19 protein-coding genes are annotated in these 18,958 nt (G+C 43.6%); 8 read left to right on the forward strand and 11 right to left on the reverse strand.

Annotated elements, in window-relative coordinates; translation table 11 throughout:
- The first annotated feature begins 30 nt into the window (after positions 1–30).
- The 3 genes from PSI15_RS11915 to crp all read left to right on the forward strand — a co-directional run bounded on the left by PSI15_RS11915 (position 31) and on the right by crp (position 2,297).
- Positions 31–249: a YheU family protein gene (locus tag PSI15_RS11915; protein ID WP_045973027.1), complete on the forward strand. Its 219-nt coding sequence runs from the start codon at positions 31–33 to the stop codon at positions 247–249.
- Between the two features lie 65 nt (positions 250–314).
- Positions 315–1,184 (forward strand): phosphoribulokinase, encoded by an 870-nt coding sequence (locus PSI15_RS11920; protein WP_045973029.1) that lies wholly within the window; start codon positions 315–317, stop codon positions 1,182–1,184.
- 480 nt (positions 1,185–1,664) lie between these two features.
- The gene (crp, locus tag PSI15_RS11925; RefSeq protein ID WP_004240730.1) at positions 1,665–2,297 is read left to right on the forward strand and encodes a cAMP-activated global transcriptional regulator CRP; all 633 of its coding nucleotides are present in this window, start codon (positions 1,665–1,667) and stop codon (positions 2,295–2,297) included.
- 63 nt (positions 2,298–2,360) lie between these two features.
- Here crp and PSI15_RS11930 read toward each other — a convergent pair whose 3' ends face one another.
- The 4 genes from PSI15_RS11930 to PSI15_RS11945 all read right to left on the reverse strand — a co-directional run bounded on the left by PSI15_RS11930 (position 2,361) and on the right by PSI15_RS11945 (position 6,471).
- A complete protein-coding gene (locus tag PSI15_RS11930) occupies positions 2,361–3,584 on the reverse strand; it encodes an aspartate aminotransferase family protein (RefSeq protein ID WP_273583733.1) in 1,224 nt (407 codons plus the stop codon).
- Between the two features lie 221 nt (positions 3,585–3,805).
- The gene (locus PSI15_RS11935) at positions 3,806–4,381 is read right to left on the reverse strand and encodes an aminodeoxychorismate synthase component II (protein ID WP_045973031.1); all 576 of its coding nucleotides are present in this window, start codon (positions 4,379–4,381) and stop codon (positions 3,806–3,808) included.
- 286 nt (positions 4,382–4,667) lie between these two features.
- Positions 4,668–5,234 (reverse strand): peptidylprolyl isomerase A, encoded by a 567-nt coding sequence (gene ppiA, locus PSI15_RS11940; RefSeq protein ID WP_045973033.1) that lies wholly within the window; start codon positions 5,232–5,234, stop codon positions 4,668–4,670.
- Positions 5,235–5,511: 277 nt separating this feature from the next.
- Positions 5,512–6,471: an AEC family transporter gene (locus PSI15_RS11945; RefSeq protein WP_273583723.1), complete on the reverse strand. Its 960-nt coding sequence runs from the start codon at positions 6,469–6,471 to the stop codon at positions 5,512–5,514.
- 190 nt (positions 6,472–6,661) lie between these two features.
- Between PSI15_RS11945 and PSI15_RS11950 the strand changes: the two genes are divergently transcribed.
- Both PSI15_RS11950 and yihA read left to right on the forward strand, forming a co-directional pair.
- Positions 6,662–7,555 carry a LysR family transcriptional regulator gene (locus PSI15_RS11950; protein ID WP_273583724.1) on the forward strand — a complete coding sequence of 298 codons (894 nt, stop codon included), beginning with the start codon at positions 6,662–6,664 and terminating at the stop codon, positions 7,553–7,555.
- Positions 7,556–7,632: 77 nt separating this feature from the next.
- Complete coding sequence (gene yihA, locus PSI15_RS11955) at positions 7,633–8,256, forward strand: ribosome biogenesis GTP-binding protein YihA/YsxC (RefSeq protein ID WP_273583725.1); 624 nt, start codon at positions 7,633–7,635, stop codon at positions 8,254–8,256.
- A 53-nt stretch (positions 8,257–8,309) separates the two neighbouring features.
- On the opposite strand, the gene PSI15_RS18615 is transcribed toward yihA, so the two are convergent.
- The 5 genes from PSI15_RS18615 to PSI15_RS11975 form a co-directional block, all read right to left on the reverse strand.
- Positions 8,310–8,357 carry a hypothetical protein gene (locus PSI15_RS18615; protein WP_438361642.1) on the reverse strand — a complete coding sequence of 16 codons (48 nt, stop codon included), beginning with the start codon at positions 8,355–8,357 and terminating at the stop codon, positions 8,310–8,312.
- 366 nt (positions 8,358–8,723) lie between these two features.
- The gene (gene polA / locus PSI15_RS11960; protein ID WP_273583726.1) at positions 8,724–11,528 is read right to left on the reverse strand and encodes a DNA polymerase I; all 2,805 of its coding nucleotides are present in this window, start codon (positions 11,526–11,528) and stop codon (positions 8,724–8,726) included.
- Between the two features lie 422 nt (positions 11,529–11,950).
- Complete coding sequence (gene dsbA / locus PSI15_RS11965; protein ID WP_273583727.1) at positions 11,951–12,574, reverse strand: thiol:disulfide interchange protein DsbA; 624 nt, start codon at positions 12,572–12,574, stop codon at positions 11,951–11,953.
- A 15-nt stretch (positions 12,575–12,589) separates the two neighbouring features.
- Positions 12,590–13,579, reverse strand: coding sequence for a serine/threonine protein kinase (locus tag PSI15_RS11970; protein WP_273583728.1), 990 nt, complete (start codon positions 13,577–13,579; stop codon positions 12,590–12,592).
- Positions 13,580–13,597: 18 nt separating this feature from the next.
- Positions 13,598–13,867 (reverse strand): YihD family protein, encoded by a 270-nt coding sequence (locus PSI15_RS11975; RefSeq protein WP_045973040.1) that lies wholly within the window; start codon positions 13,865–13,867, stop codon positions 13,598–13,600.
- A gap of 571 nt (positions 13,868–14,438) precedes the next feature.
- Here PSI15_RS11975 and PSI15_RS11980 point away from each other — a divergent pair.
- The gene (locus PSI15_RS11980) at positions 14,439–14,975 is read left to right on the forward strand and encodes a hypothetical protein (RefSeq protein WP_249043113.1); all 537 of its coding nucleotides are present in this window, start codon (positions 14,439–14,441) and stop codon (positions 14,973–14,975) included.
- Positions 14,976–15,070: 95 nt separating this feature from the next.
- Here PSI15_RS11980 and PSI15_RS11985 read toward each other — a convergent pair whose 3' ends face one another.
- Positions 15,071–15,436, reverse strand: a complete 366-nt coding sequence (locus PSI15_RS11985) for a DUF1090 family protein (RefSeq protein ID WP_045973044.1) — start codon at positions 15,434–15,436, stop codon at positions 15,071–15,073.
- Positions 15,437–15,615: 179 nt separating this feature from the next.
- Here PSI15_RS11985 and PSI15_RS11990 point away from each other — a divergent pair, with 179 nt between their 5' ends.
- Both PSI15_RS11990 and gorA read left to right on the forward strand, forming a co-directional pair.
- Positions 15,616–16,458: a 23S rRNA (adenine(2030)-N(6))-methyltransferase RlmJ gene (locus PSI15_RS11990; RefSeq protein ID WP_273583729.1), complete on the forward strand. Its 843-nt coding sequence runs from the start codon at positions 15,616–15,618 to the stop codon at positions 16,456–16,458.
- Positions 16,459–16,638: 180 nt separating this feature from the next.
- Complete coding sequence (gene gorA, locus PSI15_RS11995) at positions 16,639–17,991, forward strand: glutathione-disulfide reductase (RefSeq protein ID WP_273583730.1); 1,353 nt, start codon at positions 16,639–16,641, stop codon at positions 17,989–17,991.
- A 100-nt stretch (positions 17,992–18,091) separates the two neighbouring features.
- On the opposite strand, the gene PSI15_RS12000 is transcribed toward gorA, so the two are convergent.
- A complete protein-coding gene (locus PSI15_RS12000; RefSeq protein ID WP_273583731.1) occupies positions 18,092–18,481 on the reverse strand; it encodes a nuclear transport factor 2 family protein in 390 nt (129 codons plus the stop codon).
- Positions 18,482–18,958: the final 477 nt, after the last annotated feature.

An 18,958-nucleotide genomic window follows, 5' to 3' on the forward strand; every position in this document is an offset into this window, starting at 1 on the left:
AGTATCAGCGCATTATCAGGAGCAATCACGATGATCATCCCGTGGCAGCAATTGGAAACCCATACACTCCTCAACTTGATTGAAAGTTTTGTTCTGCGGGAAGGGACTGATTACGGCGAACAGGAAAAAACGCTCGAACAAAAAGTGCAGGATGTTAAACATCAGCTTGAACGCGGTGAGGTTCTGTTGGTATGGTCTGAATTACATGAAACCGTTAATATCTTGCCCAAAGCGACGTTCCGCCCATGAGGTTCCGCTTGCTTTATTCATTCTGATTGACTGATCCGCCAATTTTATTGATAAGGAGTCTGTTCATGTCTGCCAAACATCCCGTCATCGCAATCACTGGCTCCAGTGGCGCAGGAACCACCACAACCAGTGTCGCCTTTCGCAAGATTTTCCAGCAATTTGACGTCACCGCCGCACTGATAGAAGGGGATAGTTTCCATCGTTATACTCGTCCTGAAATGGATGCCGAGATTCGGAAAGCAAGAGAACAGGGCAGACATATCAGCTACTTTGGGCCAGCCGCCAATGATTTCAGCATGCTGGAGAAAACCTTTTTTGACTATGGGGAAACGGGCAATGGTCGCTGCCGAAAATATCTCCATACCTATGATGAAGCCGTCCCCTATAACCAATTGCCGGGGACTTTCACACCGTGGGAACCCTTGCCGTCAAACACAGATGTGCTGTTTTATGAAGGGTTGCACGGGGGGGTTGTCACGCCACAACACAATGTCGCCAGCCATGTTGACCTGTTGATTGGCGTTGTGCCTATCGTCAACTTAGAGTGGATACAAAAACTCATCCGTGATACCAGCGAGCGCGGGCATTCCAGAGAAGCGGTCATGGATTCCGTTGTCCGCTCAATGGATGATTATATCCGCTATATCACTCCCCAATTTTCACGTACCCACATTAATTTCCAGCGTGTTCCTACCGTTGATACCTCTAACCCTTTCTCTGCCAAGGCTATTCCCTCACTGGACGAAAGCTTTATCGTGATCCGCTTCCGCGGTCTCACTCAAATTGATTTTCCTTATTTGCTGGCCATGCTTCAGGGTTCATTTATTTCCAGCATAGATACTATTGTCGTTCCCGGAGGAAAAATGGGGCTGGCAATGGAATTAATTATGGCGCCGCTGGTTAAGCAATTACTGGAAGGCAAAAAAATCTCATAATTTTCCTATTTATATCCTATGAACTTCAAGTTGCCGCTCGCAAGACGAAAGTCGCTTATTAATGACGAGTCTATTTTTAATAAAGCAGGTAACAAAAAATAACGTTACCTGTTTCATTTAAATAAATAGGCCGTTTTTTAACAATAAATTAGGTGATAGAAATAAATGTAAAATCAACAAGGCCATCTTTTTTGCCAAACTTCTGGTAATCTGACAACCCGTTTAATAGGCTGAAGCGATACAGGAGGAGACAGAAACGTTTTCCTGTGTTACAAACAAGGCTACAAACGTGGACTGGCAAGGTATATGGATTAAGATCAATATGCCAGCATTCCCGTATCCTGATAATCCATATAAAGTTCCCGTTTGTCAGTTTTTCAGCAAGTTATATGTTAAGCTATTGACTTTATAAAGCCAGCCTGAAGAGAAACCCAGTTTCTCACATCATAAGGGCAGAAATAACAACAGAGGATAAAGCGAATGGTTCTCGGCAAGCCACAAACAGACCCTACTCTTGAATGGTTTTTGTCACACTGCCATATTCACAAATATCCATCCAAGAGCACGCTTATTCATCAAGGCGAGAAAGCAGAAACGCTTTACTACATTGTTAAAGGTTCAGTTGCTGTTCTAATAAAAGATGAAGAAGGTAAGGAAATGATTCTCTCTTATTTAAATCAGGGAGATTTTATCGGTGAACTTGGATTGTTTGAAGAGGGGCAAGAACGTACTGCATGGGTGCGGGCAAAAAGTGCCTGTGAAGTGGCTGAAATTTCCTATAAGAAATTTCGCCAGTTAATTCAGGTCAATCCTGACATTCTGATGCGTTTATCTGCTCAGATGGCAAGTCGCCTGCAAACCACTTCCGAAAAAGTAGGTAACTTAGCCTTTCTGGACGTGACCGGCCGTATCGCCCAGACGTTGCTCAATTTGGCCAAACAGCCGGATGCAATGACGCACCCTGATGGTATGCAAATCAAAATCACACGTCAGGAAATTGGGCAGATTGTGGGTTGTTCCCGTGAAACGGTTGGCCGTATTTTGAAAATGCTCGAAGATCAAAACCTGATCTCTGCACATGGTAAAACCATCGTGGTTTATGGGACACGTTAATTCCCGATAAACCTGAAATCCAGCCAGTGCAACCTGTTGCTTCGCACTGGCTTTTTTATGGCTTCACCTGTTTTGGGCTAACCATCGGGATATCGCCATCTCCAGCCGTATCATGCCCTCGGCGATGTCATCCTCAGGAATAATCAATGAAGGGGTAAAGCGCAAAATGCTGTCTCCCGCACTCAATAACACCAATCCCAGTTCCGCCGCTTGCTGCAAGATTTCTCTGGCCTTACCCTGATATTCTGCTTGCAATACCGCCCCAATCAGCAAACCCATGCCACGAAATTCTTGGAAAATGCCATACTTTTGGTTCATCCTTTCCAGGGCATGGATGATCATATCGTGACGTTTTTCCACGCCTGCCAGCACTTCCGGCGTGTTGATAATATCCAGTGCGGCACAGCCGACAGCACAAGCCAATGGATTTCCGCCATACGTCGTGCCATGCGCACCGGTTTCCATGGCTGCCGCGATGGTATCGGTCGTTAACATCGCACTGATCGGGAAACCGCCGCCCAGCGCCTTTGCGGTCGTCAAGATATCCGGCTGTACGCCATAATGCTGGTAAGCATACAACTTGCCTGTACGCCCCATCCCACTTTGCACTTCATCAAAAACCAACAGAGCCTGATGCTTATCGCACAATTCACGCACGCCATGCAGAAACGCCATTGTTGCAGGCGTGACGCCCCCTTCCCCTTGAATCGGCTCTAAGACAACAGCACACGTGTGATCATCAATCACCGCTCTGACCGCATCCAAATCATTAAAAGGCACATGGATAATATCCGCCGGTTTGGGGCCAAATCCTTCGGCATATTTCGGCTGTCCTCCGACCGAAACAGTGAAAAAGGTGCGTCCATGAAACGCCTGATGAAAAGCAATAATTTTGGTTTTATTGGGATGATGGCGAGTAATCGCATAACGACGAGCCAATTTAAAGGCGGCTTCATTGGCTTCCGCGCCTGAATTAGCGAAAAAGACCTTCTGCGCAAAGGTTGCATCAATCAATTTTTGTGCAAAGGTTAAGGCTGGTTCATTGGTAAAAATATTGCTGAGATGCCACAATTTTTCACCTTGCTGTTTCAGGGCATTCACCAAAGCCGGATGACAGTGCCCCAAAGCCAATACCGCGATACCGCCGGCAAAATCAATATATTCTTTACCCTGTTGATCCCATATTCGGCTCCCTTGCCCTCTGACAGGAATAAAACTCGCCGGCGCATAAACAGGCAACATCACCTGATCATAGGTACTTCGGTTTGTTGCTTTGCTTTCTCCCATTTCCCTCACCTTATTTTTATCTGCTTGTCGTACTTCAAGATACATTTATTATCCCCCGCAGCGCGGGGGATAATAAGCGGCTTTTGTCTTGCGAGCGGCAACTTGAAATTTATCGGGTATATTTACCATTTCAAAGTGAAATAATAGTCATAAAATATGAATAAAAAATCACACAAAGGCAAATAAAAAATAACGAATGAGGAAATGTGATGGTATCTGGATTAATATTTGAGGAAATTATTCAATAATTCATGCCCCTGCTCACTCAGAATACTTTCCGGATGAAATTGCACCCCTTCCAGTGGCAGAGTACGGTGACGTATTCCCATAATTTCATCGACATCACCATTGCGCTGACTCCATGCTGTCACTTCAAATGAAGCAGGCAGCGTTTCTGCGGCAATCACCAGAGAGTGGTAACGTGTGACAGTTAATGGATGAACCAATCCTTTAAATACCCCTTGCTGGCTATGGTGAATTAAACTGGTTTTTCCATGCATCACTTCACGCGCTTTAACAATGCTGGCACCAAAAGCCTGACCTATCGCCTGATGCCCCAGGCACACACCGAGGATGGGCAATTTCCCGGCAAAATGTGAAATGGCTTCCAGCGAGATCCCGGCTTCATTTGGCGTGCAAGGGCCGGGAGAAATAACTAAATGCGTCGGCGCCAACGCTTCAATATCTTCAAGCTGTAGCTCATCATTGCGCTTAACTAAAACCTCTGTCCCTAACTCGCAAAAATATTGATATAAATTGAATGTAAAAGAATCGTAGTTATCTATTATGAGTAACATAGGAGTATATCCTACTGATTATTATAGTTTTATAAGTTCCTGCCCCACAGGGGTATTATGCATTCTGTATGACAGTAAAAACAGGTAAAGCAGTACCAACAGCAACGGGGGGACTCATCATACCACAGACGCATTTTTAAAATAGGGGTACGGGAATCACATCGCCATGATGCCCTGCTGTGACAACGTAGAAATGGCAGAAAGAGGGATGATTCAGAGAGAGCTAACGGTACTCAAACAACCATGAATGATTATCCGAATACCGTATGATGCCGGGTTCGAGCTGTTAAGGCTCAACCTTGGCAGACAAGATCACAATGGGTTTCACCGGCACATTTTGATAAGGACCCACATTTTCTGTTTTGACTTGAGAAATTTTATCAACCACGTCCATACCTTTTACGACCTTGCCAAAGACGGCATAACCGAAGTCACGCTGCCCGTGGTCAAGGAAAGCATTATCGGTCACGTTAATAAAAAACTGGCTGGTTGCGCTGTCCTTATCTGCGGTACGCGCCATCGCAATCGTGCCACGCAGATTACGCAAACCGTTATCGGCTTCATTTTTAATAGGGTCCTTGGTAGCCTTCTGCTTCATCTCTTTTGTGAAGCCGCCACCCTGAATCATAAAACCTGGGATCACACGATGAAAGATAGTGTTGTTATAAAATCCCTCATTGACATACTCAACGAAATTCTTGGTAGAAATGGGTGCCTTATTACTCTCTAACTCAAGTTCGATTTCTCCGGCTGATGTGACCAGCTTCACGTGAGTTTCAGCGGCCAATGCCGGGACAGCTATCGCACTGATAGCACAAGCAGTCATAAGCGACACAAAAATACGTTTAAACATTGATGGTTCCTTTATTTTTGAGGTCAACAATAAAACTCATAACAACAAAACTCATTAAGTGTAATTCCCAATAGAATGAAGTTCCAAAGATTTACCTACATTTACGAGTATTTTAGTTGAGTGGGGAGAAAATCTATTCATACGACTTTATATTCGCATAGTTAGGCAAAGGTTATTTCGAGAATAACCTGCATATTGGTATGCTTTCTGTGCCAAGGAGGCTAATTATCGTATTAATTAAGCATGGAATGATAGGAACTGAGATTCCGATTCAAATTTAGGCGGATAACAATTGCAGAACTATGGGTATCGTCACCAATGCAATAACGAGAGAAATAATAATAGAAAGGGAAATAGTTTCCTGTTTGAAACCGTACTTATTCGCAAAGACATACACGCCTGCACCGATAGGCTGTGCAGCCATAATAATAGCAGTAATCAGCCAAACATTATCAATCTGCTGCATGCCAAACAGATAATAGGCGCAGATAAACGTAACCAATGGTTGTATCCCTAGTTTGAGTAACAACATCGGCACAGCTAGTTTTAACGCTTCTCCATTGATATGCTCTTTGACCTTAAGTCGAGATAATCCTAACCCCAAAGCGAATAACGCAGTTGGGCCTGCGGCATTACCAAGAAAACTTGCAAATGATTGCAGGGATCTCGGAACAGGAATATGAAAACAGACAAAAACCAATCCCGCCATCACTGATACGGTCAACGGATTAGTCAATATAGCCCTTGATGCTTTAATAAGACTTTGGTTAATGGATATTTTGCTGTCAGATTGTCGCACTGAAAACACATCATAAGTGATGATAACGGCCATAATCGCAGGAATATTGTGCAAAATGGTGGCAATAGCAGCAGGCAATGCGGCAGGTTCACCATAAACCGAAATCAGAATTGGAATCCCCATATATCCAGTAGTGCCATAACATGCCCCCATACTTAAAATTGAAGACTGTGGCAAATCAATCCTCATTATTTTTGCAATTAATGTTCCTAAAATATACACCATGCCAATACCAATCAGAGTAGCGCCAATAAATCCCCACTGTTGCAATTCACTCATATCTGCTCGCACAATGGCAAGAAACAATAAGGCAGGCAGGGCGATATAAAGCACATAATCATTGATTAACTGATCAGAATGTCCACTATCAGGACACAAGCGGCCAAAACAATATCCGATAAAGATAACTAAAAATATTGGTGCAACCGTCATAAACATTTGGGCTGACTCCACATAAGCTTTTATATAACGGCACGAAAATTTCCCTGGTGCATTAGGCGCATTGTCACTATTCAGAATAAACATCGGCTAATTTTTTGATAATATTGCGGCAACCATTTAATTTTGTTAAATAAATAATTCCTTCCTTATCATTAAATTTATCAATGATGGCAACAAGGACAACACTATGAAGCAAGATATTCCCATTAATCGTTTTGATGGACGTGGTATAACGCTTGAGCAACTGCGTGCGTTTGTATTCGTCGCTACGCATCGTGGATTCGCTAAAGCGGGTGAAGAGCTAGGTCGCACACAACCTACGCTTAGTCTTAGTATTAAACGACTTGAAGAAGATATCGGATGTCGTTTAATTGATCGGCGCCAAGGATCTATTATTGGATTGCCTGATGAAGGTAAACAACTATTACCGGCTGCCAGAGACATTCTTTCCCGCATGACGCAAGCGCTACAATCAGTGAAAAAATTCCAGTTGAGAGGCAAAATTGCACTTGGTGTTCCCGATGATTTCAGCATTAAAAATCTGCACAAAGCTATCGCTTGGTGTCTGGCTGAACATCCCGAATTAAAAATAGAAATTACCGCAGCCTCATCACCTGAACTTTCTGTCTTATTAGAAAAACGGCAACTAGATATAGCCATTACTAAAGAAATGGCAGGACAGCCAATCAATGCCAATAATAAAAACATCTTGAGCATTGAGCCATTACATTGGGTTGCTTCAAAAATCGAATACTTCAATACACTGCGAGAAATTCCACTGGTTATTTTTCCTGATGGCTGTGTCATTCGCCAATGTGCCATAAAAGCACTGGAAGATGTGGGTAAACCTTACTTCTTTGCGTATGTTAGTGCTTCATTTGAGAACGTGAAAAGTGCAGTAGAACACGGTTTGGGAATTGGGTTATTGCCACGTCACTCATTAACCGATGCGCTGTATGTATTGTCTTCCGAGCATGATGTACCCAGTGTTCCAGCAATTCAACTTGTTTTACAGGTTACTGCTCAAGGAGAACTATACACGCTATTTGCTGATTACCTGCGCCGTTCATTGTCGGAATAAAGTTCACCTGTCCACAAGCGGTTGCTCTCGGTATAATCACCGCGCTATTTTGTGTATTCCTCAGGGAGATAACCATTTTGACCATCAAGAACTACAACTATCATATGACCCACTTTGTCACGAGTGCACCTGACATTCGCCACCTGCCTCAAGATGTGGGCATTGAGGTCGCGTTTGCCGGTAGGTCAAATGCGGGTAAATCCAGTGCCCTGAATGCACTGACCCGCCAGAAGAGCCTTGCGCGTACCAGTAAAACCCCCGGCCGTACCCAGTTGATTAACCTGTTCGAAGTGGAAGAAGGGATTCGTCTGGTCGATTTGCCGGGCTATGGCTACGCTGAAGTCCCCGAAGAGATGAAACGTAAGTGGCAGAAAGCCTTGGGGGAATATCTCCAGAAGCGCGAATGCCTGTTAGGGCTGGTGGTTTTGATGGATATCCGTCATCCGCTGAAAGATCTGGATAGGCAAATGATCGAATGGGCTGTTGTGATGCAGGTGCCTGTCATGGTATTGCTCACGAAAGCCGATAAACTGGCATCCGGTGCCCGTAAGAGTCAACTGGCGAAAGTGCGTCAGGAATTAGCCTCATTGGAAGGTGATGTTCAGGTCGAATACTTTTCCGCCCTGAAAAAAATCGGCATCGATAAACTAGAGCAACAACTCAACCTGTGGTTCAACCAACCTGCCATTGAAGTGGAATAAACCGGACATAAAAAAACGCCCCAGTCAAAAGAGATGACTGGGGCAGCTAATATTCAGCTAAATCCGATTACGTGAAGTAAAAGGTCTGAAAGATAGAACATCTTACCTCTGTACCCTACGCCGATAACTTTAACCTATTCCTTTCAGCAAAAAAAGCCTTTTTTGTAATTAATTTTCACTAATTACCTCGATTCAGCCGTTAAAATTTAAGCAATAATGGTTATTATCGCGTCATTTATGTAGTTTAATTACATATTTATGAGATCCAGATCTAATCTAAAACCTAACCTAAATTCCTTGTTATAAGCCTGTTTATGGCATAATGGCGCTAATTTTAGTTCATTAAACAAGCAGTAATTTCATAAAAATCATTCAATAAAAAAAGAACCCCATTTCTGCGGCTCTTCTTCCATTTTTTTGGCGGCTTTTTGCTAAAAGTCAATTTTTGATAAAAACCAAAGGGTCTATCAGTGTGCCTGATCCCAATTATCACCCAGCCCAATATCCACTTTTAACGGCACATCAAGCTGCATACTTTGTTCCATCAGCTCCCTGATTTTCTGCCCTGCGGTTTCCAGCGCTGATTCATGCACTTCAAATACCAGCTCATCGTGAACCTGCATGATCATGCGCACATCGGGCTGCTCACTGACAATCCAGTTATCTACCGCAATCATCGCCAATTTGATGATATCCGCTGCCGTGCCCTGCATCGGTGCGTTGATGGCTTCACGCTCTGATGCCTTACGGCGCATGGCGTTACGCGATTTGATATCCGGCAGGTACAACCGACGGCCTTCCAACGTTTCGACAAATCCATGATCCGCCGCTTGCTGGCGTGTACGCTCCATATAAGCCAACACCCCCGGATAACGTTCAAAATAGAGATCCATATAGCGTTGTGCTTCACCACGCGGAATACCTAACTGGCGGGATAAACCAAACGCACTCATGCCATAAATCAGGCCAAAGTTAATCGCCTTGGCACTGCGGCGCTGCTCGCTGGTCACCTGTTCCAATGGCACGCCAAACACTTCCGCCGCCGTCGCGCGGTGGATATCCTTACCTTGGGCGAATGCCTCCAACAAGCCTTTGTCCTGCGACAAGTGCGCCATAATACGCAATTCAATCTGTGAATAGTCCGCCGCCATAATGCGGTAGCCTTCCGGCGCAACAAATGCCTGACGGATGCGTCGCCCTTCACCATTGCGGACAGGAATGTTTTGCAAATTGGGATCACGGGAAGAGAGACGTCCCGTTGCCGTCACCGCCTGATGATAAGAGGTATGAACACGATGGGTCAGTGGGTGTACCATCTGAGGCAACTTATCCGTATAGGTGGATTTCAGTTTTGCCAGACCACGATGTTCCAAAATCACTCTGGCTAATTCATGGTTCTCCGCCAACTCTTCCAGCACCTCTTCATTCGTTGAGGGAGCGCCATTCGGCGTCTTTTTCAATACCGGCAACTGCATTTTTTCAAATAAAATCACTTGTAGCTGTTTGGGTGACGCCAGATTGAATTCTTCCCCTGCCAGTTCATAAGCGGCTTTTTCCAGCTCACCCAAACGCGCGGTGATCTCCTTTGAATGTTCTGCCAGCGTTTGCGCATTGATCAGCACGCCGGTTCTTTCCATACGGGACAGCACTGGCACCAACGGCATTTCGATCTGCTGGAAAACTTTTAGCAGGGTTAGGGTGCTCTCTAATTGAGGATACATCTCCTGATGCAGTCTCAAAGTCACATCCGCATCTTCCGCCGCATATTTTGCCGCTTCTTCCAAGGGAATTTGATTGAAGGTGAGTTGTTTTTTGCCCTTGCCCGCAATCTCTTCGAATGTGGTGGTTTTATAACCCAAATGACGATCCGCAAGGCTATCCATATCATGCCGCCCTGCCACACTGTTCAAAACATACGATTCCAGCATGGTATCAAAAACAATGCCATTCAGGGCAACGTCATAACGCGCCAGCACGCCCCGATCAAATTTCAGGTTTTGACCAATTTTAGGCAGGTTAGCATCCTCCAGCAGTGGCTTTAAGGCGGCAAGAACCTCATGTAATTCCAGTTGCAGCGGCGCATCCAGATAATCGTGTCCCAATGGCAGATAAGCGGCTTCAACGTTTGGCTCTCCCACAGCAATGGCAAAAGACATCCCCACCAGATTGGCTGTCAGCGTATCAAGACTGTCAGTTTCAGTATCAAAAGAGAATACCGGCGCCTGCTTAAGCTTTTCAATCCACTCCTCCAGAGACTGGCGTTCAAGAATCGTTTGATAACTTTCCGGTGAAATAGCCGGTGAAATTTTAGCAGCGGTCGGCGTAGCGGGAATGGATTCTGCCTTGGTACTGGCAGCAGCCGATTTCTGTCCATTGCTTTCCAACCAACTGCCATTCTGTACGTCTGCGATCCAACGTTTAAATTCATAATGGCTGAACAGCGCCAATAACTCATCCGCATCCGGCGGCATAACTGAAAGATCCAGACAAGTTTTATCCAGCTCAACATCGGTTTTGATGGTCGCCAATTGGTAGGAAAGATAGGCCACCTCTTTATGCTGCTCCATCTTACCGCCCAATGTCTTGGCGCCACGGAAACCGAGTGAGGCAATGTCATCAAGTCGGGCATAGATATCATCTAATCCACCAATTCCCTGCAACAGCCCCAACGCGGTCTTCTCCCCCACGCCCGGCACGCCCGGAATGTTATCGGAAGAATCCCCCATCAGGGCGAGAAAATCGATCATCAGTTCAGGGGGAATACCATATTTTTCCTTAACCCCTTCCGGCCCCAAGATGGTGTTGGTCATGGTGTTAATCAGGGTGATATTTGGCGTCACTAATTGCGCCATATCCTTATCTCCCGTGCTGATCAGCACCGAACGGCCTTCTTTTTCCGCCTGCAAAGCCAAAGTACCGATAACATCGTCAGCTTCAACGCCTGATACCACCAGAATGGGCAGTCCCATTGCCTTAACCATCTTGTGCAACGGTTCAATTTGCAAACGCAAATCATCCGGCATGGGTGGCCGATGAGATTTATATTCAGCAAAAAGTTCATCACGGAACGTTTTACCCTTGGCATCAAACACGACCGCCACATGACTGGGTTTATACTGCATGATCAAACTTCGCAGCATGTTCAGCACGCCATACATGGCGCCCGTCGGCTCTCCTGAACGGTTGGTCAGTGGCGGAAACGCATGGTATGCACGATAAAGGTATGAAGAACCATCAACCAAAATCAGGGGATTGTCTGCTATCTGTGCCATAAAATTTTCTTCGTCGTTCTGAGGGATGAATGGGTATGAATAAAGAATAGAATGCCATACTGTGTCGTTATAGACGAATTTTGCGGGCATTTTCTCGTATCAACTCGCATATTGTGACAAATATTCTGATAGGTATATTGTGGATAACTTTGTGCACAAAAAAATGGCACATAAACCAGATTTATGTTTATCACCACAAAGAGTGAATAACAGGAGGTAAAAATCAATGAATTACGCGAAATATTAATGAAATATGACAACCGCTTTAAAATCACTGACTTGTGGATATTACCAGAGTTTATGTTATGAAAGGTGTTTTTCGGCAGGTGTTGTGCCAACTCTCTTATAGCTGGCACAACACCTATATTACTTTATTATATCAATACTCGCGTTTTTGTTTCTTTACGCCACCCTCTTGCGACTTATTTTTTGTTCAGCAGATAGTTCACGACTTCAGAGAACTTCCGGGCGTAATCCAACGCGGAACTGGTATCAACACCACCGTTGTTAATCAAATATTTGCCATTAACAAAGACCGCCGGAACACCGCGCAGGTTGAAATCTTGGGCAGCCTGACGCTCTTTGGCGGCGACAGATTGCACGATAAAGCTGTTCAGGGCTGCATCATATTCTTCACCGGAGATACCCGCTTTGATGAAAGCATTACGGATATCGTCCTTGCTACCGATGGTTTGGCTTTTCTGAATGCCCTCAAACAAAATAGGCGTGACTTTATCTTCAACCTTCATGACAATGGCAACCGCCCAAGCGTCGGTCAATGCCTTACCCAAAGGCCCCAGAAAATCCACATGATAACGAGCATGAGTCACACCTGCTGGCAAGTTTTTCTCAACCGTAGCAGGAACATGGTAAATATTCTCGAACTGATAACAGTGAGGACAATAAAAAGAGAAAAACTCCACCACTTGAGGCTGATTCGCCACCGGCTCTCTTAACTCGGTATACTGTTTGCCTTCAGAAAAACCAGAAGCAGACGCATTAAATGCCATGAACGCTCCCACCAGTGCTAGCCAAAATTTCTTCATAATGGTCTCCAAAAATTAATACATCGGGTTGAGCTGTAAAGGGGGTTCCTGTAACAGCCGGACTTGTTCAGAAAAAAGACTCACTTGCTTATGCCAGAAATCACTCTCCGCCATCCACGGGAACGCTTTTGGAAAAGCCGGATCTTGCCAGCGACGGGCAACCCAAGCCAAATAATAGACCATTCGCATCGCACGCAGAGGCTCTATTAATGCCAATGTCTTGGGATCAAATGCCATAAACTGACCATATGACTCAAGCAAGATATCCAACTGAACCAACCGTTCTTGCCGTGAGCCATTGAGCAACATCCACAAATCCTGAACCGCAGGACCATTGCGGGCATCATCAAGATCCACAAACCAGGCTTCATCACGCCACAAGATATTCCCCGCATGGCAATCCCCATGCAGCCGCAATACTTGCCAGTTATCGTGCCATTGGCTGGCAACGGCCTGATTTAATCCATCCAACGCAGCCAGAAAACCCGGTTTATGTCTGGCGGGAATAAGCTCACATTCAGCCAAATATTGATACGGCTGATATAAATATTCATTAAGATTAAGCGTAGGACGGGCAGAGAATGTTTTCTTTGCGCCAATTTGATGTATTCTTCCCAGCAATCGCCCAACATCCTCCAATTGGTCAAAATTGTCTGATTCATACTGACGCCCTCCCACACTGGGGAAAATGGCAAAAAAGAAACCGCCATGGCTGAGCACCGTCTGCCCGTCAAACATCAAGGGCGCAGCTATCGGCAAATCGGCTTGCTGCAATTCATGAGCAAAATCATGTTCCTCTTGGATCTGCTGTTGGCTCCAGCGCAGAGGACGGTAAAATTTCACGACATAACGTTTGCGGTTTTCGTCCATGAACTGATACACCCGATTCTCATAGCTATTCAGCTCGGTCAAACCTGAATCAAGGTACAGGCCAGACTGCACTAAAGCATCCATAATTAAATCTGGTGTAATATTCTGAAAATTAAAAGCCTTCGGTTCCGTCACAACACAGTTCTCTCTTGATCAATCTTTAATAATACCGCGGGCGCGCAACAACGCAGTCTTAAAATCTTCTTCATAATCTTTTTTCAATCCGGGGATTTCTGCATCGCTATCCGTACCGCGCATTTTCAGGTGATAAATCAAAATATCATCCGTTAATTCAGATAGCTGCCCGGTGAATCCCGCTTCATCAGCCAGTTTCTGCAACAGTGCCACCAAATTTAAATCCGGCTCATTCTTCCATACTGGGTGTAAAAGTTCGATAACTTCATTGAGACGGTGATACTTCATCTCTCGTTCCTTATAAATACGATACAAATTAGCAAGATTAATGGCTCTGAGAAAGCATTGGTCTGTCAATCAGCGTAAAGTTATACTAAAACTATCATAAAATCACGTTAGCAACTATTTATCTAATTTATTATTTGTTTACCATGTTTTTCTATTTGAAATCAAAAAAAACGTGGGTACAATTACTATACTTTTTAGTCATCCAGAGTATTCCTGTATAACGCTCTTGATGCTGAAGATTAGCAACAGACATCAATTTATTATCTTGTAAACCGCACTTACGATACCAAATAGCAAGGGTATAACAATCGCTTGTGAGTAATAAGTGAAGTGGAGTTGTCTCCACAATTCAAGCTATACCTTCATGCGTATTGTAAAATTCCAAAAATATTAAGCTGCTGTTGGAAAAGCAGCAAGGGACGTTTTTGCTTGTATTTATCAATGCCATGATGTGCTGTGTGGCGATAAAGATAAGTTGTAAGTTTCATAAGGAATAATGGTAGTTTTTTGATTTTAAAGGTTAAAATTCCAAGGCCGTTTTCTCATATCAGATTTGATTATGAAGGGGGGAATGATGTTCTTCCATAGTGTCAACAAAAGTAATATGATTATTTTTTCGTTAATACTGGGAATGGTCATTTTATTTTTATCTTTTAAAAATAGCCAATTAGGGATTATCGATTACGCCGATAAACATTGTCAGAAGAATACAATCTGTTTGATTGATATGAATAAAATTATTCCTTTTGACTGGGACAAAATGTATATCATCGACAAAGGCATAACGCCTGAGGATATTGAAAAAATTATCGGTGCCAGGCTTAATGATGAAACCAGCCTTTTTTATAAAATTATTTTTGTCAGAGATCAGGAAGTGATTTATTCGGATGAATATCATCCAGCCGATGACTCTTATATGAAAAAATTTCTTAAGCTTAATTTTCATTATCCTTATGAAAGGGAAGGAAATTACTTTAGTCACTATGCCGTTTCCAAAGATAATTCCATTCTTTCAGTAAAGATTGAAAATGAACCGCTTGTGAGTGATAAAATTTATTACAGCATTTCTCCTTCTAATGCACAGCAAATTAGAGGGAGAGATCGATAAGTTTTATCTGATTTTTCTATGGAATATTCTTTTATATTTCAATCTATTGAGTGCAGGCCGTTGTTTGTATGTGGCCTGCACTTTTTTGTTTATGTTTATTTTTTTCTTGTGCCTATTTTGTTGTTTTTAGACGGCTTGTAAGATTGATTTTTACTGCCAGACTGTTTTAATAAAGAGGGATTGTCTTTGTTCGTGGTATTATCTTTTACATTGTTCTTTACCGTTTCTGGTTTATTGTTTTGATCTCGTAGGCGTTTTTCTAAAGCACAGACAACCTTTATGTACTCCAAAGTGCGAGTTAATCCTTTTATCAGGCGCGCGTCTTTATCTGCCTGAGCATATTCGAGCTGTTTTTCCAATGTTTTTTTCTTAATTTCACATCCTGCTTTACCTTGGTTTGCATCGGCTGCATTCATACTGAAAACGATCAATACAGATAAGATCACTGTTTTCGACATCATGAATTATTCCTAATATTTTTAGGTGACTTACCCGAAATTTTATACGCTGATCCCGATTTGAGCCTGACAATTCCTCTGGACTGACAACGGAAAGGAAGGTGAAGGAGGCTTTTATCTTTTTTATTGTGAATGAGGCTATAATGCCCCTTTAGTTGTTTCCGCTCTCGGGGTTAAATAGAATGTTGAGTTATCGCCATAGCTTCCATGCCGGCAACCATGCGGATGTGTTAAAGCACATCGTGCAAAGCCTGATCATTGAAGCACTTAAAGTAAAAGAAAAACCTTTCCTGTATCTGGATACTCACTCTGGCGCAGGCCGTTATCAATTGAGTGGGGAACATGCTGAACGTACGGGAGAGTACCTGGAAGGGATTGCCCGTATTTGGCAACGTGATGATATCCCTGAAGAATTGGCGACATATTTGGATGCTGTGAAAGCGCTAAATCCACAAGGTTCTTTACGCTATTACCCGGGTTCTCCGCTGATTGCGCGTCACTTATTGCGGGAGCAGGATGAACTTAATCTGAGTGAATTGCATTCCAGTGATTTTCCTTTGTTACGCACGGAATTCTCCCGTGACAGACGTGCCCGTGTCCTGCGGGAAGATGGCTTCCAGCAGTTAAAATCAAAATTGCCGCCAAGAAGTCGTCGTGGCTTTGTGTTGATCGACCCCTCTTATGAACTGAAATCAGATTATCGGCATGTCGTTCAAGGCATTCAGGAAGGGTATAAGCGCTTTGCGACCGGCACTTATGCGTTGTGGTATCCCGTTGTTCTGCGTCAACAGATCAAACGCTTGGTGAAGGAACTTGAAGCAACAGGTATCCGCAATATTTTAAAAATTGAACTTGGTGTGCGGCCTGACAGCGATCAACGGGGTATGACGGCATCCGGCATGATCGTCATTAATCCGCCGTGGAAATTAGAGCAGCAGATGAAAACAATATTGCCGTGGCTGCATCAGGTACTGGTTCCTGAAGGGATAGGGCATACATCAGTCGAGTGGATTGTCCCTGAATAAAGTAAGGACTCATAGAGCGTCTAATATCGGTCATTACCTCTGAACGCGTTATCACTCAATAGCCGTAGCCTATGGTAATAAGAGTGAGAATCGTCCATCTCCAGTGATAACTTTTTGTAATAATAGACGTCAGGTTAAACCTTAGCAGTAACTTAATTGATTAGACAGAAGTGACCTAAGATGAGTAAACATTACGATTATATTGCAATTGGTGGCGGCAGTGGTGGCATTGCTTCCATTAACCGTGCCACTATGTATGGACAGAAATGTGCCCTGATTGAAGCAAAGGCATTAGGTGGAACCTGTGTTAATGTGGGCTGTGTCCCAAAGAAGGTGATGTGGCACGCTGCGCAAGTTGCGGAATCTATTCATCAATATGGCCCCGATTATGGTTTTGATACCACCGTCAATCGGTTTGACTGGAAAAAACTGATTGCCAGCCGTACTGCTTATATTGATCGTATCCATCAATCGTATGAGCGCGTATTGGGTAACAATAAGGTGGATGTCATTCAAGGATTCGCCCGTTTTGTTGATGCGCATACGGTTGAGGTTAATGGTGAAAAAATCACCGCCAACCATATCCTGATCGCAACAGGTGGCCGTCCGGTACGTCCGGATATTCCGGGTGCGGAATATGGCATTGATTCAGATGGTTTCTTCGAACTTAATGAAATGCCAAAGCGTGTTGCTGTAGTGGGTGCTGGCTATATTGCCGTTGAAATCGCGGGTGTGTTGAAGGCGCTGGGCAGTGAAACGCATCTCTTTGTCCGTCAACATGCACCTTTGCGCGCTTTCGACCCGATGATTGTGGAAACGCTATCGGAAATCATCAAAAACGAAGGGCCGATACTGCATACGCAAGCGATATTACACTCTGTGATTAAAAATAGTGATGGCAGCCTGACGGTTAAGTTGCAAGATGGTCGAGAGCAGGTGGTTGATACTCTGATCTGGGCGATTGGGCGTGAACCGATGACGGATAATCTGAATCTGGCCGCAACCGGTGTTGAACTGGATGAGAAGGGTTATATTCAGGTCGATAAATACCAGAACACGAATGTGAATGGAATTTATGCGGTTGGCGATAACACCGGGGCGGTGGAATTGACGCCAGTTGCGATTGCGGCAGGGCGTCGTTTGTCAGAGCGTCTGTTTAATAACAAACCTGAAGAGCATCTGGATTACACCAATATTCCAACCGTGGTATTCAGCCATCCGCCCATTGGCGTGGTGGGTTTGACGGAGCCACAGGCAAAAGCGCAGTTTGGTGAAGATCAGGTTAAGGTTTATACCTCGTCATTTACCGCCATGTATACCGCTGTGACGCAACACCGTCAGCCATGCCGTATGAAACTGGTCTGTGTGGGAGACAATGAGAAGATCGTCGGCATCCACGGGATCGGCTTTGGTATGGATGAGATGCTGCAAGGTTTTGCGGTGGCGCTGAAAATGGGGGCAACGAAAAAGGATTTTGATAATACGGTTGCGATCCACCCAACGGCGGCGGAAGAGTTTGTGACGATGAGATAATGTAGAAAGCATACCCTTGCACATTTCTCACTTTTATCATTATTCTCGAAGCTAAACGGATATTGGCTATAGACATGATGTCTATAGCCAATATTTTTTGCTAAACTCTGGACCCTAAGTCATCATCCTCTTCATTTCCCGTGATTTTTCTTGTCAGTTCCTGACAGCACTTTATCTTGTTCTCACTCACCAAAAATCGGGAAAAAACCTCGAATTCAATAGTAGAGCCATCTTCTTTATTGGCCTTAACCTGATGATGTGTGTGAACATTTTCACCATTTTCTGCAACCGATAAAATAGTCACATTCACGTTGGTCAAAGACTTCTTGAGCAGGTTTACATGGGAAACGAAATCATTAAAAGATATTTTATTGCCATTGACTATTTGGAAATAATCTTTCGCGAAAAACTTTTCAATGGTTGAAATATGCACATCACCATTTTCAAGCATATATTTCAACGCAGTTACTACAAGATTAGAATAAGACAAAGTATGTTCTCCATGAGTATTCAGGTGAAAATTTTGTTTCCCTGGTGTAAAAGCCCCTGGTGTTGGGGGTAGCCTTTTTTAGATTTTTAGATTTTTATAAAAATATATGTCGATGTGTTTTTCTATAAAATACTATGCAATTTTAGAAGATGAAATGATATTCCCTGGCGCATGGTTTATTAATATTAAAATATTCTTTATTTTTTCAAATTTAATCTAGCTTAAATGGATTTTATTGATAAAATAGATATTAAATTTTTGTTTTTGATGTAGCCTCCGATTAAAATAAAATATTTAACATTCGAATTATATTAAGACTTACTAATTAAGTAGGGAAATTTCTGATTCTTTTTCTAATAGAGAAATCAGAAATACTTGCCGTTGAACAGAATTTTTTATTGAATAAATAAAAGAGATCTTCTTTAAAAGAGATTCTGAGATATCTCGACAGATAACTGAGTTATTGTCGGGATTCAC

Origin of the sequence: Xenorhabdus sp. PR6a, from assembly GCF_028599065.1 — a bacterium.
Classification (GTDB): Bacteria; Pseudomonadota; Gammaproteobacteria; order Enterobacterales; family Enterobacteriaceae; genus Xenorhabdus; species Xenorhabdus doucetiae.